The 22,763-nt window shown below is 38.2% G+C and carries 13 protein-coding genes and 2 pseudogenes; 10 read left to right on the top strand and 5 right to left on the bottom strand.

From position 1 onward, the window contains the following. Nucleotides 1-267 precede the first annotated feature (267 nt). A pseudogene (locus tag GJB62_RS31565) lies at nt 268-462 on the bottom strand (IS5/IS1182 family transposase); the annotation flags it as partial. A 258-nt stretch (nt 463-720) separates the two neighbouring features. On the opposite strand from GJB62_RS31565, the gene GJB62_RS31560 reads away from it, so the two are divergent. The 5 genes and pseudogenes from GJB62_RS31560 to GJB62_RS31540 all read left to right on the top strand — a co-directional run. After that, entirely contained in the window at nt 721-1,752 is a 1,032-nt protein-coding gene (locus GJB62_RS31560) for a site-specific integrase (protein ID WP_114085984.1), read from the top strand. A 3-nt stretch (nt 1,753-1,755) separates the two neighbouring features. Further along, a complete protein-coding gene (locus GJB62_RS31555; protein WP_159402640.1) occupies nt 1,756-2,223 on the top strand; it encodes a hypothetical protein in 468 nt (155 codons plus the stop codon). Nucleotides 2,224-2,225: 2 nt separating this feature from the next. Continuing rightward, nucleotides 2,226-2,897, top strand: coding sequence for a hypothetical protein (locus GJB62_RS31550; RefSeq protein ID WP_114083206.1), 672 nt, complete (start codon nt 2,226-2,228; stop codon nt 2,895-2,897). An 881-nt stretch (nt 2,898-3,778) separates the two neighbouring features. Then, the gene (locus GJB62_RS31545; RefSeq protein WP_245246265.1) at nt 3,779-6,163 is read left to right on the top strand and encodes an S-layer family protein; all 2,385 of its coding nucleotides are present in this window, start codon (nt 3,779-3,781) and stop codon (nt 6,161-6,163) included. Between the two features lie 145 nt (nt 6,164-6,308). After that, nucleotides 6,309-6,452 (top strand): annotated as a pseudogene (locus GJB62_RS31540) (IS4 family transposase); the annotation flags it as partial. Nucleotides 6,453-6,937: 485 nt separating this feature from the next. Here GJB62_RS31540 and GJB62_RS31530 read toward each other — a convergent pair. Continuing rightward, entirely contained in the window at nt 6,938-7,879 is a 942-nt protein-coding gene (locus tag GJB62_RS31530) for a hypothetical protein (protein ID WP_114083207.1), read from the bottom strand. Nucleotides 7,880-8,176: 297 nt separating this feature from the next. On the opposite strand from GJB62_RS31530, the gene GJB62_RS31525 reads away from it, so the two are divergent. From GJB62_RS31525 to GJB62_RS31505, 5 genes are all read left to right on the top strand, one after another. Continuing rightward, nucleotides 8,177-8,896, top strand: coding sequence for a hypothetical protein (locus GJB62_RS31525; protein ID WP_114083208.1), 720 nt, complete (start codon nt 8,177-8,179; stop codon nt 8,894-8,896). A gap of 1,059 nt (nt 8,897-9,955) precedes the next feature. Continuing rightward, nucleotides 9,956-10,648, top strand: a complete 693-nt coding sequence (locus GJB62_RS31520) for a ferritin-like domain-containing protein (protein WP_114083209.1) — start codon at nt 9,956-9,958, stop codon at nt 10,646-10,648. 307 nt (nt 10,649-10,955) lie between these two features. After that, the gene (locus tag GJB62_RS31515; RefSeq protein ID WP_114083210.1) at nt 10,956-13,601 is read left to right on the top strand and encodes a filamentous hemagglutinin N-terminal domain-containing protein; all 2,646 of its coding nucleotides are present in this window, start codon (nt 10,956-10,958) and stop codon (nt 13,599-13,601) included. A 235-nt stretch (nt 13,602-13,836) separates the two neighbouring features. Then, nucleotides 13,837-15,588, top strand: a complete 1,752-nt coding sequence (locus GJB62_RS31510) for a ShlB/FhaC/HecB family hemolysin secretion/activation protein (protein WP_114083211.1) — start codon at nt 13,837-13,839, stop codon at nt 15,586-15,588. Continuing rightward, entirely contained in the window at nt 15,540-18,083 is a 2,544-nt protein-coding gene (locus GJB62_RS31505; RefSeq protein ID WP_114083212.1) for a CHAT domain-containing protein, read from the top strand. The genes GJB62_RS31510 and GJB62_RS31505 overlap by 49 nt, the downstream gene beginning before the upstream one ends. Before the next feature lie 142 nt (nt 18,084-18,225). Here the strand turns inward: GJB62_RS31505 and GJB62_RS31500 are convergent, their stop codons facing one another. From GJB62_RS31500 to GJB62_RS31490, 3 genes are read right to left on the bottom strand one after another with little or no spacing between them, the layout of a single operon-like run. Continuing rightward, nucleotides 18,226-19,257 (bottom strand): hypothetical protein, encoded by a 1,032-nt coding sequence (locus tag GJB62_RS31500; protein ID WP_114083213.1) that lies wholly within the window; start codon nt 19,255-19,257, stop codon nt 18,226-18,228. Nucleotides 19,258-19,316: 59 nt separating this feature from the next. Continuing rightward, nucleotides 19,317-21,056 carry a serine/threonine-protein kinase gene (locus GJB62_RS31495; RefSeq protein ID WP_114083214.1) on the bottom strand — a complete coding sequence of 580 codons (1,740 nt, stop codon included), beginning with the start codon at nt 21,054-21,056 and terminating at the stop codon, nt 19,317-19,319. After that, nucleotides 21,053-22,498 carry an NB-ARC domain-containing protein gene (locus GJB62_RS31490; RefSeq protein WP_114083215.1) on the bottom strand — a complete coding sequence of 482 codons (1,446 nt, stop codon included), beginning with the start codon at nt 22,496-22,498 and terminating at the stop codon, nt 21,053-21,055. Before GJB62_RS31490 ends, GJB62_RS31495 begins: the two co-directional genes overlap by 4 nt. Between the last annotated feature and the right edge of the window lie 265 nt (nt 22,499-22,763).

Here is a 22,763-nt window from a genome sequence, read left to right as displayed (position 1 = left end):
TTAAGTTTACTGTCTTACTTGAGATATAAATAAGCGAATTTTTTATATTCCTAAATATAGGTTATTTGTTTTTGGATTTTAATTAGTTAATCCTGAAATCTAAATCTAAGCGTGTTACTAGTTCTTTTAGGTTCAATATAGAAAATATCAATAGAAATTTTTAGCTTCTTTCTAGCTAAAATATAAATTTCTTTAAAATTCATTTAATTACTAGCTTTTTCTGCCCAAGCATTTTTATTTTCAAATATTACATAATTAATTTTTGAGACCAAACGTCCCTTCCACAATCCATCGTTTCGGCAATCGCTCAAATGTTTTTGATATCCTTTCAATCACCTCAACCACCTCAACACGAACTTGGTTTTCGCAAACCTGTTTGACGGCTTGAGCGAAGTTTTTTCCCGAATAGCCCTGATCTACCCAAACAACTTCCAATTTGGACAATTCTTGAGCCGCTTCATGAGGATATAAATCTGTGAGCGCAGACAAGGACGCTAATAGGTTAGTGCTATATCATGAGGGAAAAATGGCAACTGTCCGGTTATGGCGGCTTTTTAAGGACAGTTAGTTCACTTACCCAAGATTTGTAAACATCTTCAACAATTCACCTCAGTACCAAGATTGAGAAGCATTCTAGTGACACGATAGCCAGATTTTCCCTAAAGTCACATACAATTTTGGGTGTTAGTTCCACACTGCTTCTAGGCGATCGCGATCAAGATGGTAAATAATCCTCAGTTTGACAACCTACCGCCAATCAAGTTGATCCACATACAGGATCAAGCACCATCAACCCTACAGGGAGAATCTAGAAGCAGGGCAGAAAAAATAGCTGCACCCACAGATATACGGTGGGTAAAAGTACTGGAATTTTTACGCAGCAACAATCTCGCACCCAACAGCCGCAAGCTTTACGAACGAGAACTAAAGCGGTTTTTGGCATGGAGTGAGCTGCATTATCATGAGCTACGCCCGCGTCATCTTGCGCTATATAAAGAATATCTCCGTGATGAAATACGGACTGATGCAGGTAATCCCCTTTCAAAAAGCAGCATCAATGCCGGAATTGCGGCACTCAAAAGCTTTTTCAAATGGATGTGCTACACGTATCCTGAAATTATTGCTACTAATCCGACACTGGGGATAAAACTGGAAAAAGTGCCACTACCACCAGCCCAGAGTTTAACCCCAGAACAAATGGAACAGGTTTGGTCAGCGTTGGAATTGCTGGGAGAAACAAAGCAACGGGATACAGCACTCGTTCACATTCTTAGTCATGGACTCCGGGCTGGGGAAGTTGTGCAGTTAAATGTTGGCTCATTTGATGGCAAGCTGCTATTTTTACCAGACACCAAAACCAATGAACCACGCTTAGTTCCACTGCGAAAAGAGAGTCGGGAAGTCGTGGCAGATTATTTACAATTGCGCGAACAGCAAGGAGAGGTGTTGTCCAGCCTTAGTCCACTGATGATTTCACACCATGCTTCATACAAGGGTGAACGCTTGAGTTATCACGGGATTTACTTCGCTGTAGAAAAAATCGGTGAAATAGCTCATATTGAGGATTTGCACCCTCATTCATTTCGACATACTTACGCTACTGACTTATTGCTATTGGGAGTTGACCCCAGCCATGCACGAAAGCTAACTGGACATCAAAGCGAGAAAGCGTTTCGGCGCTATACGCTTCGCAGCGAACAAGAAGCAGCGATCGCTGCTTACTATCGTGCAATCGGAGAGGAAGTGGAGTAAGGTATGCCCAAGCCACTTGATCCCAAGTGTCAGTTATGCGCCAAGTTACCAACAACCCAAGCTAAAGTGCTGCATGGAACAGCAGGGGACGGGTGTTGGAATCCCAAAGTCTGTCATAATCGCCGTTCGTTTTACCGCCACCGTTCGCAGAATAATTCAGCAGAAATTGATTCAGTAACAGTCGAACCACCAGCAACATATTTTGCAGTGCTGTATTTGTATAAAGAACCAGGGGATAAACCATTACACGCGATGTCGGCAGAACTCTGGCTGGGGCAAAAGCCTATTTGTCGCCTGGAACCAATTCACTGCTTTGGGCTAACGGCTGGCAAGATCCGCGCCTATACAGATCAGGTGTTGCAGGCTTTTGCAAAACAATACAGTGTTTCACTATATCAATATAAGGATATGTTTGAGATTAGCTCAAGCTACTGCCCAGTGCGACCCTGCCCGTTAAATCCTGAATTGTAGCAATGATCACATACCGCCAATTAACCATCTGGGATGTATTAGATGAGTTGTCTGAATCTCCACCAACTTCTTCCCTTGATGCTATGTGGGATTGTTTGGATGCGGAGCTTGAAAAATTACCCTTGGAGGCACAGTTATTAACCGCAGCGCTTGCCTTCAGTCAAGTTGCAGATATTCTCAAGTCTCGTGCCGAAATGCTGTTGCAAGATACCCGCGATCGCAATAGTCTTTTGGGGCCTGTTGTTAGCACCGATCTCTTTGCTGGTCTAGTGCGGACAACAATGCACCTAGATTTAGATGATTTGATTGAACCGCAAATACCACAAACCTTTAGACCACATGGCCCACACCAATTTTCATCTCCTACTGAGGAGGACAATTCTGTAGCAGCACCTGTTGAAAAAGCGAATGTTTTGGCAATGCTCGATGAGGTGACAACTTTAGAAGATGTTCGCAATTTGGCATCAGATGAGGATGTCCAAAAATGGCAGAGTGCAATCGCTAACCATCTGATAAATGTCAAAGATGAGATTTCTTTAGTTAAACTGCAACGTGTGTTGCAAATGCCGGTGGTAGAAGTATGGTTGGGATTATTGCTGGGTGGGTTTACATTAGAACAGCGTGGTGATTTTTATCACAACCATAATGTCTGGGTGAAAAGCTCTCCTTCCTAGTAGTTCGCCAACCCAAAATTGCGCTTGTGGAGGTCGGCAGAGGAGCAGGGGAGCAGAGGAGAGATTTATACAAGTTCTTTCCCCCCTGCCCCTCTGCTTGCCACCACGCAAAATTACCTTGGCAGACTACTAGTACCAATAACAATACATTCGCCATATAAGGGGAGTCCTGCTTGCGATATCTACGATAAACTCCGCTAACGCTCTTAAGGGGCTACAAATCAAAATCAAGAACTTAGAACATCGAAGTAAAACACCCATTGGTATTCAGGTACTGTGGCGAGGTTGGTTAAAATTACACGACCTCTGTGTTCGCGTAGCGTCTCGTAGAGAGGGCTGGCAGCTTGCAAAAGAGACTTAACGGGAAAAGCCAGATGTGGAATCCATTGGCGAAGTTCTAGAAACTCGATTTAATAACGTTCCCCTTGAATTAATTGAGCAACTAAAGAAAATTTATGATCTTGACAGACTCAAGCAGTTATTGAAGCAATCTATTATTACAATACCTTTGCCAAAATAAGAGCCTAGATAAATTATGGCAAAAATGGCAAAACTAAGCATATATAAGCGGCTTGATGAAAATGTGATTTGGAATCTAAAACCCTATCCTGCCGTCAATACGTTAAAAAACTCTTGTGGGAAACCTTAAAGGAATTTTTAGGACTGATTGTTTTTGCCAACCCTCAAAGAAATGGGAGTTAATGGTTAAAGTATCATCATCTCACCCTCGTAAATTGGCGAAGGTATTGATAGTTAAAACTACTACCTTGATTGGGAACCCTAGTACTATATGTCAAGAGATTCTTAATCTTATGAGAGCGATCACCAAACTGGGAGCATTCACAATTGGGTTCTTCAGTTTTACCCTGATACTGCCTGCAATGGCTCAGGTAATATCAGATGGTACAACTAACACCGTTGTCAACCAAAGTGGTAATAATTTTAATATTTTTAATGGGATACAAAAAGGTAATAATTTATTTCATAGTTTCAGTAATTTCTCTATACCCGCAGGTAGTACGGCAATCTTCAACAATGCCGCAGATGTACAAAATATCTTTAGTCGTGTAACTGCCGGGAGTGTTTCCAACATTGATGGCTTAATTCAGGCGAACGGTAGCGCTAATTTATTTCTGCTTAATCCCAGTGGAATTATTTTCGGTTCAAACGCTCAATTAAACATTGGCGGATCATTTATTGGCACAACTGCCGAAAGTATCAAATTTGCAGATGGTGTTGAATTTAGCGCAATTAATCCCCAAATTACCCCATTGTTAACTATCAATGCTCCCATTGGTTTGCAACTAGGTAGCAATCCTGCACCCATCAACGTTCAAGGTACAGGACACTCCTTGAGCAATCCTAATCCCAGTGGGCTGCCTCCGATAATTGTGGCTCCTAGTGCTAGCGAACTGCGAGTACAGCCAGAACAAACCCTAGCTTTGGTTGGTGGCAATTTGCATCTGAATGGCGCAACTCTGACTGCCCAACAAGGGCAAGTAGAATTAGGGAGTGTGAGTGGTACAGGACTGGTTAGCCTCATACCCACTGCACAGGGCTATACCTTGGGATATGAGAATGGGCAAAGCTTTGGCGATATTCAATTAGCACAGCGATCGCTATTGGATGTTAGTGGGGTAAATGCAGGTTCTGTACAGGTTCAGGGGCGACACATTAAATTCATCGATGGTTCAGTGGTACTAGCGCAAAATTTTGGTTATTTAGCAGGTGGAGAAATTCACCTTCAGGCATCCGCAGCGATAGACATGATTGGTAGAACCGATGCGGCAATTTGGAGTGGGATTCGCAGTGAAACTTTTGGTAGCGCAGCTGGCGGCAACATCCGCGTCATTACTCCCAAACTGACACTCCAAGAGGGAGCAGGGTTGAATAGTTCAACTGTGGGAACAGCTGCGAGTGGCAATATCGAAGTTCAGGCAACTGCAATTGAACTGTCTGGCTTTTCACCAATCAATCCTACAGGCATCAGTACTCTTAGCACTTCTAGCTATTATAGTTCGGGGAACGCTGGCGACATCTTTGTCAATGGCAATAGTTTAGTAGTATCAGGTGGAGCTTCATTGAGTTCAGCTACGTTTGGCAGTGGCTCTAGCGGTAAGGTGACAATTCGCAACAATCACACCACTGTCATGGGAGAAAACCCCTTCGGACTATATAGCAGCATTAGCTCAACTACGTTTGCAATGGGAAATGCCAAAATCCTGACGCTAGATACAGCTAAGTTACAAATTCTCGATGGTGGAGTAGTGGCTGCAACTACATTCTTTATAGGTAATGGTGGAGATTTGAGTATTAACGCTACAGAATCAATTGAGATCAGTGGCCGCAGCCGCAGCAATAACAGCAGCATCAACTCATCTGTCTTACGATTAGACCCACAATTTCAGCAGCTATTTGGTTTGCCAGACATACTAATAGCTAATGCGGGTAATGTGAACATTACTACACCCAACCTGACATTAATGGATGGCGGAACAGTGAGTGTTACTAGCCAAGGTAGGGGCAATGGTGGCAGCCTCAACATCACAGCTAATACCATTAAATTAGACCGTCAAACCAGCATCCAGGCAGCAACAGAATCAGGTAATGGCGGTAATATCGCGTTAGAAGTTGGAAAGTTGTTAATACTACGTGGCAATAGCGCGATCGTAGCCACAGCAGGCGGTAATGGTAATGGCGGTAATATTAATATCAATGCACCGCTCGTTGTTGGATTAGAAAACAGCGACATTATTGCTAATGCAGTTCAAGGTAGGGGTGGCAATATTCAAATCACCACTCAGGGAAAGATCGGATTGCAGTTTCGTCCCGAACTCACCCTGGAAAATGACATCACCGCTAGTTCTCAATTTGGTATTAGTGGCACAGTTCAAATTAACAACCTCGGCGTGGATCCGAATTCTGGCTTAATTGGGCTGCCAGCAAATGTCACCGATCCATCACAGCAAATTGCTACAGGCTGCGCCAATGATCAAGGCAGTAAATTTGTAGCAACGGGTCGCGGTGGTGTACCGCAAAATCCTACACAGGAAGTGACGAGCGATCGCACTTGGTCTGATATCCGCGATCTCTCTACATATCGCAAAAATAGTTCTATTACACCACAAATAACCCAATCTTCAGAAGTTCTGATCCAAGCTACTTCTTGGCATCGTAATGCCCAAGGCAAAATCGAATTAATTGCAGATAAATCTCCTACTCAGGCGCAACAACCATTAACCTGTGCTGCGGTTCCTAAAAGTTAATGATGTTATAAATAATGCCCTGAATGGCAATACCTTAGCCAAAATAAGAGGATGAAGAGAGGGCCGATGTAATAAAGTTATTGTCTTCGCATAAATTTCCCTGCGTGCGATCGCAAACTTTGAATAGATAGGGCTGCCGTAGTAGGGTAAAAAAACTTATGGGTTGGATAGATTCTTTTCTAGCCTTGTAAGTAAGCCAATATCAAGACTATCTTTCTTTGCATTATCATTAGTAAGTATTGAGCAAAGACACTCATTTCCAATTACCGCTTCCATACAACGAGTTATTTATTGCACTGTTGCATTGTGTATTTGTTGGATTAACCTATTATTTACTAGTGTGACTTGAAGAAGATTTTGGACAGGTTTGGAAGAAGAAATTGGACAATTTGCAAGCTGAAATACCTATAACTTCGTTAAGGCATTAAGCAAGCGATGCCTTCGGCGGCAAGCTACGCTCTTTTGGAAAAAGAAAATGGACAGAATAACAGAAATGGAAGAAGAAAATGGACACAAATCCGCTTGAATACGGCTCCTGTCCAACTTTTTCCCCAACTCTTAGGATTTTTCACAAGCTTTGCGATCGCTTGCAGCAGTAAGTATCGCTATTACCAAAACCTTTATCTTCCATACAGGCATAGAGTTTGAGCAGTTTAGTTTTCCTTTATGCTATTTTTTTGACGTTCTTGGAAGGTAAACTTGGACATCCATTTTTGGAAGGTAAAGATGGACAACGTGTCCAAAATCTTCTTCAAGTCACAACTAGCTGTCTCGTCACTTCTGCTGCTTCCAAACCAGGTTGTACTCCCGTTCCACAGCCGCCAGCAGCTTTGCTTGCAAGGATGACAGATACGGTTTAGCTTGTTTCCCCAAACCCTGCAACAGCCAATCCACAGCCTCGTCACGGGTCGCCACTTGATGCAACTGCCGTAATCTCACACATAACTGCTGCATGAATTGGCAATCTTCATCAAGCAATTCCAGTGATTTCAGGTGTTCGATTTTTACGGTATAGTCACCGTCCCAGGTCTGGACTGTACAACTGTATTGCCCAACATGAGTTACCACGCCCCAATAACCTGCTTTACCTCTCAATTCCGGGTTATCCTTCGGCAACAGAAGGCATATTTCCCCAATATGATAAGGATTGGGTACTTTCGGACTTTCGCGTATCCTGTCCACCACGTCTTTCACTATGCGACCGGATGGAATCTTATTACCAGCTTGCTCTACTGCCTGCTGCCAGACATCCGCTTGCACAGCCGGTTCCAACTCGGCTTTCGCCAAAAAGCGCAATTGTCGTTCGCTGGTTGGCATTGGAATTTGCCGACCATTGGTCGGCAAAAACTTTTGAAGATTCTCATAAACCACAGTCGCTGAAATCTTCAAGTAAGCCGCGTCACGACTATAATTGAAGCGTTCGCGGCAGTATTCTTCAAAAGTCTGGTGCGTGGAACGGTATAGCCGTCTGTCTCTCAACTCCATCAGCGCCTGACCTGCTGACAAAAATGCCCTTTCTACCTGACGTTCCAATTGCAAGCGTAAGCTTTGTTCTTGGTCGGTCAACTCTTTTACTTCAACAGCCGTCACCGTAATCGTTGCTGAGGCTGGGTTATCTTGCTCAAAAGTATTGTCCTTCACAGAGTCGGTTGCTAGCTTTGGTTCCTCAGATGTCGCAGGGGTAATTTTCTTGCGTCTGGATGGTGGTTTGTTCATTGCCCCACCTCTAGGCTGACAGCAGTCGAACAAATATTGAGTTGTGTCATCATGGAAATATAGAGTTTTTATTTATGCCCCCATCCTTTAAACAGGTTGGGGTTTTTCATTGCTTTTTATATTTTGCACCGATGAAAGAATACTTTAACGAAAATCAGCCGAATACCACAGTTAACAAGAAAAACTTCAGAAGTCAGGAACCTGAATTCAATTCTGACTTCTAACTTCTGCCAACTGAATTCAATTTCAGCTTATTCTAGAAATACCCTCTTTAACATACGAGTAAAACAAGGGCTAATGCTTGATTATTTGACAGCAGGTATTGCATTTTGGATGACTTTGTTTGGAGTACAAGAGTCGTTGTTAGAATTTCGCCTGGGTTATCTCGGTCGTTACTGGTTTATTGCGATTAGTGCTAGCTTATTTATCAGCTTTTTCCTCTCGGCTCTGGTTATTGTGCCACTAATCATTAACTTGACAATAAATCCATTCACTTTCCCAGGTAATGTGATTCTCTCAGGAATTGCTGCGGTAATCTTTAGTTTGATTCTCACCCTAGCGCAATGGCTGATACTCCGTCAATCCGAGATGACACCAAGAGTCTTTGCACTGATCAATACTGTTATTGGAATTCTCGTCTACTTCCTACTGGTGTGGCTCAATGAGGGTAGTTTAGAGTGGAGCGGTAATTTCATTCAAGGCTGGAAAACTGTAATAATATTTTTAGCTGGTGGTGCAATTAACGGAGCAGCCACAGGTAAAGCTTTGGATTTATACTGTAAGCGAGTAGAGCGGCGCTTAATTCAACTTGAGAGAGACAGGATAGTAAGAGAAACCAGAGATAGAGAAAGAATAGAAAGAGAAATACTTTCAAGAAAAAAGCTTGAGGCGGAAAAGCTTGAAAGGGAAGCCCTAGAAAGAAAAATGATTGAGAGAGAAATGACCTTAGCTGAAGAGAAAAAGTGGTACGAAGAACATGGTAATGATGATTATGAGGATGAAGATGATGAAGAATAATATTTAAGTATCAATTTACACGTTAAACTAGATTTGCGATTAGATATCTGTTTGATTTCTCAATAAATTTATTTCTTTGTTATATTTGCGATAAAACTTCAGTAATTTTAGATAAGCACATAGTACTATAAGGTACTAGAAAATAGTGATTAAGACTAAAATTATCCTAGACAAAAAGCGCTGTTCTCGACTCATTTCTCTATCACTCTTCAAGAAAAATAACCATTGGCTAAATAAACACCTTGCCAATGCTAGATAAACGATGATACCAAGAAAAGTCAGAAGTAAATGCAACATTAACCGTCTAATACTAATAGTAAAGTTTTGATCAACAAGAAGCACAGGCGGAGAGGGGATGGTTCGCTAGCGCGAGAAACCCTATACATAAATTTAGGGTTGCTGAAACAAGAACCGGAGGTAGAACGTTTCGCCTATCCACCTGCAAACACAGGCAAATTTTTTAATGCTCCTCCAAAGCGAAACTATTAACCCTTTTTTATCAGGCTAAAATGAGTCCAAAGCACAAAATTACCCTGGCTTTTATCATTCTTTAGTAGTAAAGGAGAGTTTTTATGTAGCCAAAGGACTTGATAGTAGCCAAAATCTCATTGAGACAAAGAGGCAAACGCGGTCTTCTACTTTGCTGCTAGCTCCTCCCTTTGGATCTGCATAGTATTTATTGAACTCTTAAAGCGCGATCGCAATCTCAAAGTTTTTTTAGTTTTTAACCATCTAATATCAAGCATATAAATGTTATTTGCTTAAATTCAAGATTAAAATCATGATTTTAACTTGTAAAAATAGTCTTAAATTAGCAATCTTAAAAGAAAGGTTTAATGTAAAAAACTGTAATTATCAGTAACTAGCAACATAGTATAAAAACTGATTTAAATTAATCTAGATAACTTACTAGAAGATGCAACAGATGCCCAAGTTAAAAATTGAGATAATTTTTGCTATCACCATTAGCATGAGAAAAGTCGTTCTAAAAGGCTTTTAAAATGTATTTCGAGTACTACCATAAGAAATGTAGCTTACAAAACCTAGCATAAATACCTTATGAATTTTTTGACTTATCTCATGCATCTAGCAAGCTCAGGAGCTGTTGCTTACTATACTGCTTCTCAAATCCGTGACTCTAAAACTCGCCCTATTGTACTTAAGGGTTTACATCTATCAGAGGCTGGTTCCGTTGGATTTCTGTCTGCACTTAGTGAGCGTGCAGCTAATGAAGGCGATACATGGCTCGCAGAAAAATTAAAACAACACGCGTTGGATGAAACTAAACATAGCCAAATTTTTGCTCATGCGTTAAAGCAAATAGATAAAAATTCCATAAATTCAGAGCCTGAAACTCCACCTAAAAGTCAATCAAGACAAGGGCGTAGTCCTCTCTTTGCCGCATACTATGAAGGCTATAGCAAAGAACAACTTAGCCCTGCCGTGATTGACTGGGATATCTTTATGGCCAGTACCTATATTATGGAGTTGGATGCTGGTAAAGACTATATGCGAATGGCGAACGTATTGCCTGATGATGAGCGTGCCACTCATAACTTAAAGTTGGGCATGTTAAGCATCGCTAAAGATGAAACAGGTCATGCTGCCTACCTTTATGAAGCAATGATGCGACGAATGACTGCGAGGCAAGTGCAAAAGTTAGTTGATGAATGGCGCACCCGTAAAGTTCAGGCAGTATTTAAAGTAATTGATTATGTCCTTAAAGATACTGACACGATAGAAGCAGCATAACATCTTTAAATAAAACAAGTAGGTAGGCAAGAAAATTTATAACTATGTCATTACAAGAGTGAAGCAATCATAAAGGTTTTGAGCTTTTTACATTTTCTTACATAGTTAGGTTTATTTGTATCTACCTACTTAGCTATCACTTTAACCTCATTGAATCTTTAAGCAGAAGTTCTTCAAAGTTTATTCATGAATAAATTTAATAATATTTCCTATCTCTAATACAGGGCGAACGCACGGGATTTCTGAAACCCTTGCTGGATAAGGATATTGACGGAAAAATAAGCTAAATTCAAAAACGCAGAAACCCTTGCTATTAAAGGATTCTTATACTTTAGATGCGTTTGCCCTGATCTCTAATACTGATCTAAGAGCTACTTTTGTCTATCAATCAAAACTTGCATCTTTAATTAAAAAAATGCAGACTATAATCAATACGCTTGTAATTACAGTTTTTATTTCTTTTGCAGCCATCTTTCCTTCTGAAGCTCAAATTACTCCAGATATTACTTTACCTAATAACACTGATATTAGAATAGAAGGAAATAATCGAATTATTGAAGAGGGCACTCAGGTAGGGAACAACCTTTTCCATAGTTTTCAATACTTTTCGATACCTATCGATAACACAGCTATATTTAATAATCCTTTAAATATTCAAAATATTATTACTAGAGTTACTGGTGGATCTATTTCTAATATTGATGGACTGATAAAGTCCAATGGAACAGCTAACTTATATCTGATGAATCCAAGTGGAATCACTTTTGGAGCAAATGCGCGATTAGACGTTGGTGGTTCTTTTTTGGCAACTACAGCAAATAGTATTAAATTTACTGATGGTATAGAATTTAGTGCTACGGAAACTCAACATTCTCCTTTGTTAACATTAAATGTACCTGTTGGATTGCAGTTTTATGATACCTCTGGAGAAATTAATGTACAAGGTAATGGTTTTCCCATTCAGAACTCTATCTTGAGATCCCCTATAGATGCAAGTATAATTTCTACGGGTTTACAAGTAAAACCTGGTAATACCTTAGCTTTAATAGGAGGAAAAATATTATTGGATGGAGGAGTCCTTAGTAACAAAAATGGAAGAATTGATTTAGCAGGTATAGAGCAAGGAGAAGTTAATATTAAGGCCGAAAGTAACAGGTTATTCTTAAATTACGGAAATAAAATAATTTTTAGAGGTATAAGTTTTTTAAAAAATGCTTTAGTTTATGTTAATAGTACAGAAGGTAAAGGAAACACTATTAATATACATGGAAATAATGTAAAAGTATTAAATGGTGCGCTAATTATGAGCCAAAATCAGGGATTTAAGCAAAATGGAGAAATTAGTATTAAATCTGATTTTTTGGAAGTTAAAGATGCATCAGAATTTGGTATTAGTGGTATCTATACTAGCAACTTTGGAAATACGCCTGGAGAAAATATTGAACTTAATTCAAATAAAATAACTATTGGTGGAGCGCAGATAGCTACTACTACTTTTAGTAATGCTCCTGGTGGTGAAATAATAATAAATGCCAATGATTATTTAAAAATTACTGGCTCTACTCCATCTTCTGTTAATCAATTTGGATATGGTGCTATTAATAGTTTCAGTTATCTTAATTATGGAGATAGTGGAAATATTACTGGAGTAATCAAAAATTTGATATTAGAAGATGGGGGTAATATAACTACAGCTTCTAGTTCTTTTGGTAATACTGGAAATTTAAAATTAAGTACACAAAATATTACACTCCAGAATGGAAGCAGTTTAGGAGCTACAACTTTTAATAGTGGGAAAGGAGGTAATGTTTTAATAAACGCGAATAATACCATAAATATTATAGGTAGGTCGCCTATTATTGGACCTAGTACAATTAATGCTGCTACTTTTGGTAGTGGGAATGCTGGAAATTTGGAAATTAATACCTCAAAGCTAATAATCAGAGATGGTGCGGGTATCTCTACAAGTACTGTATCGTTTGGAAATGCTGGGAATATTAATATTAACGCTTCTGGCTCAGTAGATATTTCAGGAGTAGATTCAAATTCCAAACTTCCTAGTTTTATAGATTCATCAGGAACTATTTTAGATAATAGTTTGAGGATTAGATTTAATAGAGTGCCTATTATCCCTACTGGAGATGGAGGCAAATTAATTATTAATGCTGAACTAGTGAATATTGATACCAATGCTCAAGTGAGTGTTAGAAATAATGGCTCAGGCAATGCAGGAATTCTTGAAATTACAGCTAAAGACATTAACATCACAAACAATGGAGGCGTTACCGCAACCACTTCCATAGGTGAGGGAGGTAACATTATCTTCAATGCGAACAATGTTCTATTACGCAATAGCAATATCTCTACATCTGCTGGACAGCAAGAAAGTAAGGGAAACGGTGGGAACATTAATATTAATACTGAACTATTGCTTCTCTTAGAGAATAGCAAAATTACAGCAAATGCCTTTGAGGGGCGTGGTGGTAATGTCACTATCAATACTCAAGGAATCTTCCCTTCTTTTGATAGTAAAATTACAGCTACTTCAGACAGAGGAATTGACGGTATAGTTCAAATAAATACCTTGCAATTTGATTTTATTAAAGCAGCCTTCGTTCCACCAGTAATTAATATTCCTACAGTTGCTCAGGTTTGCGCTACGCGATCGGGTAAAGCACCTAATGAGTTTGTAGACAGAGGATCTGGGGGTATTCCACAAAGCCCAAGCGATCCTCTCAACAGCAATTATGGCTGGAGAGATGAGCGACAACCTATTTCCACGAAACAATCACAACAGCCAATACAGATCGAAGTAGATCAAGAATATATAGAAGCACAAGGATGGAAAGACAATGGAAATGGTACAGTAAGTTTTACAACTAAACCAAAAGAAGTGATTGCTTATGGTTCTTTATCAGATTCACCTTGTCATAATTCTAAAAAATATAAATAGAATAATACAAAGACAATTGGAATAAAACAGCAGATATATGTAGCTACACATAATTAATTACCTAATTTTATTGCGAATGTAGCGAAGCCTTCTCAAGGCTAGCAAGCCAGTCCTTGCAATTACTATCAAGGCAAACGAGAAACGAGAGGGCTGTAAATATTTTTTTTCATCTATTAGCTGCTTTTATTAGAGAATGAAAAAGTTTAAAAATTTGCTTCTATGTTAAGAAAATGCTATGTTGTCTAAATATCGATACTTAGATGTGTTAGGAGCAACTTTTCTTTGGGTAATTCCGATATCAACAACTAACCCGCTCTTAGCAAAAACAGTACCTCCAAGACTTTTTACACAGCAAATACCAACAATTCCTCAGAGTCCACAAGTTCCTTCTCCAATAGAAAGAAGAGAAGAAGAGCAAATACCTCCTGTTTCAGTGCCTACGCCTGAAATTCCCAAAATAAATCGAGAAAAAATCAAAGTTGAAAGGTTCATATTCAAAGGCAATACTGTCTTATCAACTCAACAACTAGAATCAATAGTTGCTTCTTACACAGGCAGAGAAATTACATTTTCAGAATTGCTTGAAGCTCGTACAGCAGTCACGAGGCTATATACTGAACAAGGATATCTAACTTCAGGGGCCTTCTTTCCTGTTAAAGAAAATCAAGCCATTACATCCAGTGGAGGAGTCGTAACTATACAAATTGTTGAAGGCAAGTTAGAGAAAATCAATATTATGGGTAGCGCACGATTACAAAATTATATTCGTGAACGCTTACGCACAAACACGACTGAAGTATTTAATAGCAAACATTTGCTGACAGCTTTACAACTACTGCAAACAGATCCTTTGATTGAGAAAATTTCTTCGGTTATAGATAAAGGCTCTCAATCAAGTACTTCTGTTTTAAACGTTACAGTCAAAGCACGTCAACCCTTTAGAATTGAAGCTTTCTTAGATAACTCTCGTTCACCTGCCATTGGCAGTTTTCAGAGACGAGTTGAGTTAAGCAATGCTAACCTCTTCGGGCTAGGAGATCGGTTGAGTCTGGGATATAGAAACACTGACGGCAGTAATACTTTAACAGCTGATTATTCTATTCCTCTCAATTCCCAAAACGGGACTGTGCAGTTTTTTTATGCAAATTCTTCTGCCAATGTTATTGAGCGTCCTTTTAGCAGGCTAGATATTCTTTCTGATGCTCGCGCTTATGAACTGACTTTGCGTCAGCCAATACTACGACAAGCTAGCTCTAATTCAACTCAAGAATTTGCTTTAGGATTGACAGCTTCCCGACTAGAGAGCGATTCATCATTACTCAACACTCCTTTTCCTTTAAGTGCTGGCGCAGATTCTAAAGGGCGAACGCGAATTTCCGCTCTTAGATTTTTTCAAGAGTGGACACAACGCACAAGACAAGGAGCATTATTGGCACGCTCCCAGTTCAATTTTGGAGTTGGTGCAATTGATGCCACAGTTAACGATTTCGCTCCTGACAGTCGCTTCTTCTCTTGGCGAGGACAGACTTCATGGCTACAGCGTTTAGCAGCAAACGGTACATCCTTGCTTGTTAGAGCAGATATTCAACTAGCTTCTCGCCCTCTTGTGCCATTAGAACAATTTGCTAATGGTGGTATAAATTCGGTCAGAGGTTACAGACAGGATACATTTTTGTCTGATAACGGAGCTTTACTATCAATTGAAGCACGTGTTCCCGCTTGGATAACAGACACTGAACAATTACAGATCATTCCCTTTTTTGATGTGGGAATTTCCTGGAATAATACTACTGCTAAAGATACTGGGATAACAGTATTTACAGGAACACTGGCATCTATAGGGCTTGGTATACAGTACCAGTTAGAAGATCGCCTTAATGCTCGTCTTGATTGGGGTGTTCCTTTGATACCTGCTGACACTAACTCAAATTTAGAAACATGGCAAGAAAACGGATTTTATTTTTCTATCAATTACCGACTGCTTTAAAGTATCTAATATTAGGACTATGTTTAACGGTAGTGATAGTTTTATGCCAAGTCAAAGCAAAATCCCAGACTTCTACAATTTTAGAACAGTCTCAAGCACAACTTCTCAATCAACAAGGATTTGAAGAGTTAAATAAAGGACAGCCTCAAGCCGCACTACAAACATGGCAAGGAGCTTACAATATTTATTATAAATTAAAAGATTCTGATGGTATTACTGGTAGTTTAATTAATCAAAGTTTAGCACTACAAGCCAGTGGTTCATATCTTAGTGCTTGTCAAACCCTAAGCAAGACTCTAGAACTAGAGGATTGGATTTGCTCTAGCCCGATTGAATTACAAGAAATTTCTCAACAAGCTTATCTAGAAAAGTTAAAGTTTACTTTAGAAAAACAGGATTTTTCAAGAGTAAGAGTTATTGGACTCCGCAATCTAGGTGATGTGCTGCGGCTGATTGGTAATCCAGAAGCATCTTCGATTATATTATTCAATGCTATGGCAATAGCTAAAACTATAGAGTCAAAAGAATCAGATATTTATAATCAAATATTATTGAGTTTAGGTAATACAGAACGCGCCCTTTATATCCAAGCAAAAGGAAAATATCAGCTAACTGATGATGTGTTTACTAAACAGAAAGCACTTAAAATAGCTAGCTCAAAATTTCAAAATGCTTTGAATTTTTATCAAGAGTTAGCAAGCAGCAAACAAAATGTACTTCCCATGCAAGCAAAAATCAACCAGTTAAGTTTAATCTTAGAGATGCAAAAGTGGAAGAACATAGGAATTTTAGAAAATCCAATTACAAATGAACACCTTAAGACATTACTTAATAAATTATTAAATAATTTGGATAGATTTGAATCATTCCCTGCAATCGAATCTATCTATGCTCAACTTAATATCGCTCAGAGTTTAGTGCAAATTGACCAAAATATCCAGTTGAAGCAACTTTTTTTCTCCAAAAAAGATAACCCATTATCAATTTCATTAAAATTAGCGAATAAAGCTAATACTTTAGCCCAAAAGCTGAATAATAACCGAGCCGAGTCTTATGCATTAGGAACGATTGCTACCATCTACTACTCTTTAGGTAAAACACTTGAAGCAACACAATATTTTGAAAAAGCTATGGGACTAGCTCAATCAGTACAAGCTTGGGATATTGCTTACGAGTGGCAATGGCAATTAGGACGTTTATATCGAGTCCTAAGAAAAGTTAATAAAGCTAATAAAGTATATGAATCTGCTATTAACAGTCTTGAGCAAGTTCGAGGTAATCTTCTAGGGGTAAACCCTGAAATTCAGTTTAATTTTAAGGATAAAGTTGAACCTATTTACCATGAATATATGGAGTTATTATTTTCCCAAGATGAGGTAAAGTCAAAAAGAGCAGTTGAAATTCAAGAGAAGCTAAAACTCGCTGAAATAGAAAACTTTTTACAATGTGGTAGATTGAATTTATCTTCTTCAAGTAATGAACAAAGCCCAAAAGAATTATTTCCAATTATTTATTTAATTAAATTGAGAAAGCAAGTAGAAGTAGTTGTTAGAACACCAAAAAATTTCTATAGACATACGGTAGAGTTAAAGCAAATAGCTGATCCAATTGATAATTTACTTAAAATTGTTCAACAAAAGCAATTTATTAGAACTGAAAGTGTTAACTATTTTATCTATTCTCAAACTATTTATAATCTCTTGTTTTCTCCCATTAAGCAGTATCTTCCTAATTCAGGAAGTTTAGGATTTGTTCTAGATAGCTATTTTCAGAATTTACCTATCGATATGTTACATGATGGAAAAAAATATTTGACTGATTCATATAGCATTATCACAGCTTCAAGTTCTCAACAATTGCAGAATAATTCGGCTAAGTTTAAAATTTCTAACATTTTAATTGGCGGTATTTCTCAACCTAGTCCTAGTCTTAACGATCCCTCAGTTCCTAAAAATTTACCAGTTTTGCCAGAAGTTAAAGCAGAAATCGAAAATATCAAAAAAAGTACCGCTTCCATTTTAACTTTAATTGATAGTGATTTTACTAGTCACAGCTTTCAACAAAAAATTGAAAAAAATTCATTTTCTTTAATTCATTTGAGTACTCATGCTCAATTCAGTTCTGATCCTGAACAAACCTTTGTCTTGACTTGGGACAAACCTTTACATATCAAAGATTTGAAATTTTTGCTCAAAAATGAAGGCGAGACAATTAATTTACTTGTTTTAAGTGCTTGTCAAACTGCAAAGGGCGATAAACGCTCTGCCCTTGGAATTGCTGGAATAGCTGTACAAGCCGGAGCACGCAGTACATTAGCTAGTTTGTGGCTAGTTGATGCTGATTCTACTGCCCTATTGATGGAGGAGTTCTACAAAGGATTGAAAAATGGACTTGCCTTACCAGAAGCACTAAGACTTGCAAAACTGAGTTTGTTGTCTAGTGAAAAATACTTCCATCCCTATTACTGGGCTGGCTTTATTCTTGTTGGCAACTAAGCCAAAAAGGATGTCAGTGGAAGCATAAGTTTGCCGTCAAGATGCGATTTAGCTTCCCATTAAGTGACAGTTATCGTCCCACTGACAAAGCACTGTGCAAAAACTTATGATGTCGTCTACAACGAGTCAGCACTGGTTCAATCTAACCACCCCTTACTCTTTCTAGTCTTTTCTGGCTCTGATCTGCAATTTTCGCTCCTGCTTCTGCTTTGACTAATTCATCAGTATTATTCTCTTTTCGAGCTAATTTGCTTGCAGTTGCATATGCAGATATGGCCGCAGATGGCAAGTATGTCTCTAGGTAGCGATCGCCTAATAATCGATAGATAGTGGGATTTGTACTACCTGCTTTGGCTCTTGCCTTTAACACCAGAATCGATTCGTTCAACAAGTTCTCTGCTTCGTATACACTATCTAAATCAATAGCTAATTCATCTTGGAACTGATTGAGACTTTGAAGACGATTGATTGTCGTCGCTATCTCTTGTGCCTTATCAATAGGGACTATCAAAAGAATAGAGGCACTAGCAGCAATAGGCTCATCTCCACGATTAGCAATGACGTTTACATTGTAAACATTCCCCGGCTCCATAGCTGGCTGATCTTTCGGGTATGGCAGTTGAGTTGCCTTAACTTCAACTGACCAGTTAACTCCTTTGCCTTCGATTTGCACCATATAGCTAGTAGCTGAAGGAGTGGCAGACCAAGATAGTATTGGATTGGTATTTAAAATGACGACACCGTAGGGAGTGATTAATGTAGGTATATTTTCATCTTCCTCTGCCCCTTTGGGTGTCACACAGGTATACCCATTTTTCAAAGTACAATTCTCAAATCTACGCTGGGAAACAGGTAAACAATGTTCACTTACAGTACTATCTGTGAGGTATAAAAGCTTTCCATGTGAATAACAAAAAATCTCAACCTTACGCCCACGAACTGGATGAATTTTGTCATCTTTACAAAGCTTACTCTGGGGTGTCCAATTGATATCGCCACTAATAACTTTTGCTACAACTTCACAGTCTCGCTGATGTGAATCGCTTCTACTTGCTGATTGAGCTTGTCCCCCTGCACTGCTAAAGCTTGAAAACAACAGTATTAATGCAATGGCTACGAATTGAGAGTTTGAAACTTTTTTTATTTTGGCTGTTGACTTTGCTACAATCAGCATTCCTATTATTTAGTAATTTGCTATCTATTTGATAGCTTATCGAAATTGACGCACCTTAGTCAATTCGTTGGAAAAATGCGCTGTATAATTTGTTGTTTCCAATCTGATATTTCTGGTAAACCAGAATTATTTGATATTAAGCAAACTTCCCAATGTGTTCTAGCATTATCCAAGTCACCTAACGCTTCTTGTGTTTTTGCTAGCAAGCAGTGAGCATCTACTCTTCGAGAATCTAAATCCACCGATTTTTGCAAGTAATCTTTCGCCTCTGCATAACGCTGTTGTTTGAATCTTGCCCAGCCTAAATTTTTATACAAGGCTGCTTGCCATACTGGATCTGAAGTGCGTTTCAATCCTTCAAGTGCTAGTTGTGCTGCCTCAGAGTATTTTTTTTGTATATTTTTGAGCCGTGATAAATTGTTGACAGCATTCATCGGTTGATTCTTCCCGTACTTAATCGATAACTTGTATTGCTGCTCTGCTTGGTCATATTGACCTTGTTCATCGTAAAAATTGCCAAGATTATAGTGCAGTTCCCAAGCGTTAGGCTTGAGTTTGAAAGCTTTTTGGTAGTTTTCAATTGCACAGTTTAAGTCCTGAGTTACCTGGCAAGCTACTGCCAAATTATTATATATTTCATCATCTTTTGGATTGTAAATTAATGCTAATTCATAATATTTTTTAGCTATTTTAGGCTCATTCATATAATGTCCAGCTTGATTAAAATAGTAAGCAGATACAGCAAGATTAATTTGATTATAACTACTATTAATACTTACTATTAATGAGCTTACCAAAAAGCATTTAAATATATTTGATACCAAAAAACGATTAAGTTTTAATTTAAATGGTAAACGCTGCAAACGTTCCAATATGACTTGAGTTGTCTGTGGGCGTTGTCCTGGAAAAGGAGCCATCATGTCATCAATTAAATCAGCAAGAGGCTTATCAATATGTGGTGCTTTATCTCTCCAGATTAGTCTTCCTGTGTTTTGATCTATTGGTAATTCCAATAGTGATATCCCTGTTAACAAATTCACAAAGGTTCGCCCCAAAGCATAAAAGTCTGATTGAGGCAATGCTTGACCGTTAAGTTGTTCAAGTGGAGAAAATCGAATCGTTCTAACAACTGTTACTTCATATCCACTACTGAAGCGTGTTCTTTTATTTACTCCACTAGCACCAACTTTTGCTAAATATGTTGTGGTAATCTGTCTGGCTGCTCCAAAATCAACAAGTGCCAGTTGACCATCAGGTTGATAAATAATATTCTCTGGTTTAATATCTCTATGAAAAAAGCCAGAGCGGTGTACCGATTCAAGAATATCAACTAGTTGTGCTAACCAATCCAGTGCTAGTTTTTGAGGAATTCTTCCATAAGATATTAACCACTGTTGTAAATTTTCTCCTTCAATTTTTTCCATTACTAAACAGTGCAATACTAAACGACCGTCCTTCAGTATAAAAGTGAAATAGTCATCCACACCACACTTAGGAACTCCTGGATGATATAACGTCTGTAATATAAGTGATTCTCTCTGAACCAGACGAACTAATTTAGGATCACTCCACCTAAGTACTTTCAATACTCTGATTCTAGATTTTGTCCCCCATGACGGCTCAACGTCTTCAACCTCAAAAACATCTGTATAGGTAGATGGATCTTCATCCAAAGAACGCAATGGGCGCAGTAAACGAATGCGCCCATCTATTAGTAAAGGATTACCACAAGCTAAACAATTTTCAGTATCTTCAGGATTATGCCGCCTACTACACAAGGGATTTATACAGTAGCTCACAGAGAGTTTTGCCCCTGTATATAACTGGTTAATTCTTTCTTATTTGATGATTTATATACTAAACCGTATGGATCTACTAAAATATATTTTTTAATAACTGGTTCCATACCATAGCTGAGTTCATGCTTACTTGATTTTTTACTGGCTTCAATTAACGAGCGTTGCTCTAAACCTTCCAAAGCTGATATTACCTTTGAAATTGACATTACTTCTAATTTTAATCGCTCTTTTAAATCATTAATAAGCTTTGAGAAAGGGATTAAAGCAGAACTTTTTGCCATTTCCTCAGCTAAGTAAACCATTACTTGCTTTTGAAGATCAGTTAAAAGACCATTTTGTCCAAATTGAAGATTTAACATTGCCTCAACTCGTGGCCCAATTACAGTAGTCCTATAATCGAAAAATTTTTCTAGGTTCCCCCCAAAAATGCGATTTATTCGGTCAGAAACAGCCTCTAGTTCTGACGGATTTCCACGATATGTTTCAATCAACTCTTTACATTTTTCTCCAGCTATGCCCTTTTCACGCATTAACTGGATTGCTGCATCTTCTTCTAAACCTTCTATTTGAATAGATACAATAGATGAGTTTAAATTCACATAAGCAATTTCTTTTAAAGGCACTTGGCTTGTTACAATTACACAACTCTGATGTTTTTCTTGTGTGATCCCAACAAAAAAATCTTCGTATTCTAATCTTTTTTCAAAAATATTTACTGGTGCTATGGCTTCAAAACCATCTAAAACTAATAGACAACGATGTGATTGCAAATAATTTAACAATAAAGATAGCTTGGTCTGAAGAGTTATATATTCTGCTTGTTCTATATTAAAAGTATTAATTAGATCGGTAACTAAATTATCAATCGTTGAAGAACGCTTTATTGTTTTCCAAATAACATATTCATAATTGCTTGAATCTTCTAATAGTATTTCTTCGATTAACTTTGACGCTAGTATAGTTTTCCCAATTCCAGCAATTCCAATTAATGCTATACACCTTTTTTTAAAAATATTGACTTCCCTTTTTAAAAAACTTATTTCATCTTGTCGTCCATAAAAGGATGTTATTTTTGGAATTTCCCCATATAACCTAGTTGTGCCTATTAAACGATCAACATTTTGGTATGACGCTTCTAGCTTTTTCAAATATTCTTTTTTTGCTAGTTTAAGCAAAATATTTCTTAAAGTTAATTTTTTTACTTGCACTCCTTCTCCAACAACTTGTGTAAGCATTGTCCACAACGGAGTACCTACACCAGTCTGCAAATAATGCACATTGTACCCCGAATCGTTTGCTATTTCCTTATAGTCTTTACCATCCCAAGACCCTTTGATTAAAACCATTTCAGAGGGCAACAAATATCTTCCGGTATGCTGAAGCACACGCTCTTCCAAAATCTCTAGTACTGCTTCTAGGTCTAAATTTTTATTTGAAGACATACTTACCTACAATAGTACGTTACTAGCATTACCATAATACCTATTCAAATTCCACCTAAAACTTTTATATAGCTTTTTTACAATTTTTAATAAAAAGCTACTTGCTATCATTACTTTTACAGGATATAAGTTTAGAGTGCTACATTGCATAAATAATAACACGCTCTCTAAAAGTGTCCCTAAAGCTACATTGACCTTTAAGTACAAAAACTCAAGGAGGCAGACGATCAGGTGCAAATTTTGGAAGGTAATAGTAGAGGCAAAA

The sequence above is a fragment of the Nostoc sp. ATCC 53789 genome (assembly GCF_009873495.1).
In the GTDB taxonomy this organism is placed as follows: domain Bacteria; phylum Cyanobacteriota; class Cyanobacteriia; order Cyanobacteriales; family Nostocaceae; genus Nostoc; species Nostoc muscorum_A.
Note: the sequence above shows the minus strand (reverse complement) of the source record. Positions and strands in the feature narration are given on the sequence as shown.

What these genes read in the sequence shown, in the direction of transcription:
- GJB62_RS31520 (WP_114083209.1), top strand. Translation starts at nt 9,956, where the DNA reads ATGAATTTTTTGACTTATCTCATGCATCTAGCAAGCTCAGGAGCTGTT.
- GJB62_RS31550 (WP_114083206.1), top strand. Translation starts at nt 2,226, where the DNA reads ATGATCACATACCGCCAATTAACCATCTGGGATGTATTAGATGAGTTG.
- GJB62_RS31525 (WP_114083208.1), top strand. Translation starts at nt 8,177, where the DNA reads ATGCTTGATTATTTGACAGCAGGTATTGCATTTTGGATGACTTTGTTT.
- GJB62_RS31530 (WP_114083207.1), bottom strand. Translation starts at nt 7,879, where the DNA reads ATGAACAAACCACCATCCAGACGCAAGAAAATTACCCCTGCGACATCT.
- GJB62_RS31560 (WP_114085984.1), top strand. Translation starts at nt 721, where the DNA reads ATGGTAAATAATCCTCAGTTTGACAACCTACCGCCAATCAAGTTGATC.
- GJB62_RS31545 (WP_245246265.1), top strand. Translation starts at nt 3,779, where the DNA reads ATGGCTCAGGTAATATCAGATGGTACAACTAACACCGTTGTCAACCAA.
- GJB62_RS31490 (WP_114083215.1), bottom strand. Translation starts at nt 22,498, where the DNA reads ATGTCTTCAAATAAAAATTTAGACCTAGAAGCAGTACTAGAGATTTTG.
- GJB62_RS31500 (WP_114083213.1), bottom strand. Translation starts at nt 19,257, where the DNA reads ATGCTGATTGTAGCAAAGTCAACAGCCAAAATAAAAAAAGTTTCAAAC.
- GJB62_RS31555 (WP_159402640.1), top strand. Translation starts at nt 1,756, where the DNA reads ATGCCCAAGCCACTTGATCCCAAGTGTCAGTTATGCGCCAAGTTACCA.
- GJB62_RS31510 (WP_114083211.1), top strand. Translation starts at nt 13,837, where the DNA reads ATGTTGTCTAAATATCGATACTTAGATGTGTTAGGAGCAACTTTTCTT.
- GJB62_RS31505 (WP_114083212.1), top strand. Translation starts at nt 15,540, where the DNA reads ATGGCAAGAAAACGGATTTTATTTTTCTATCAATTACCGACTGCTTTA.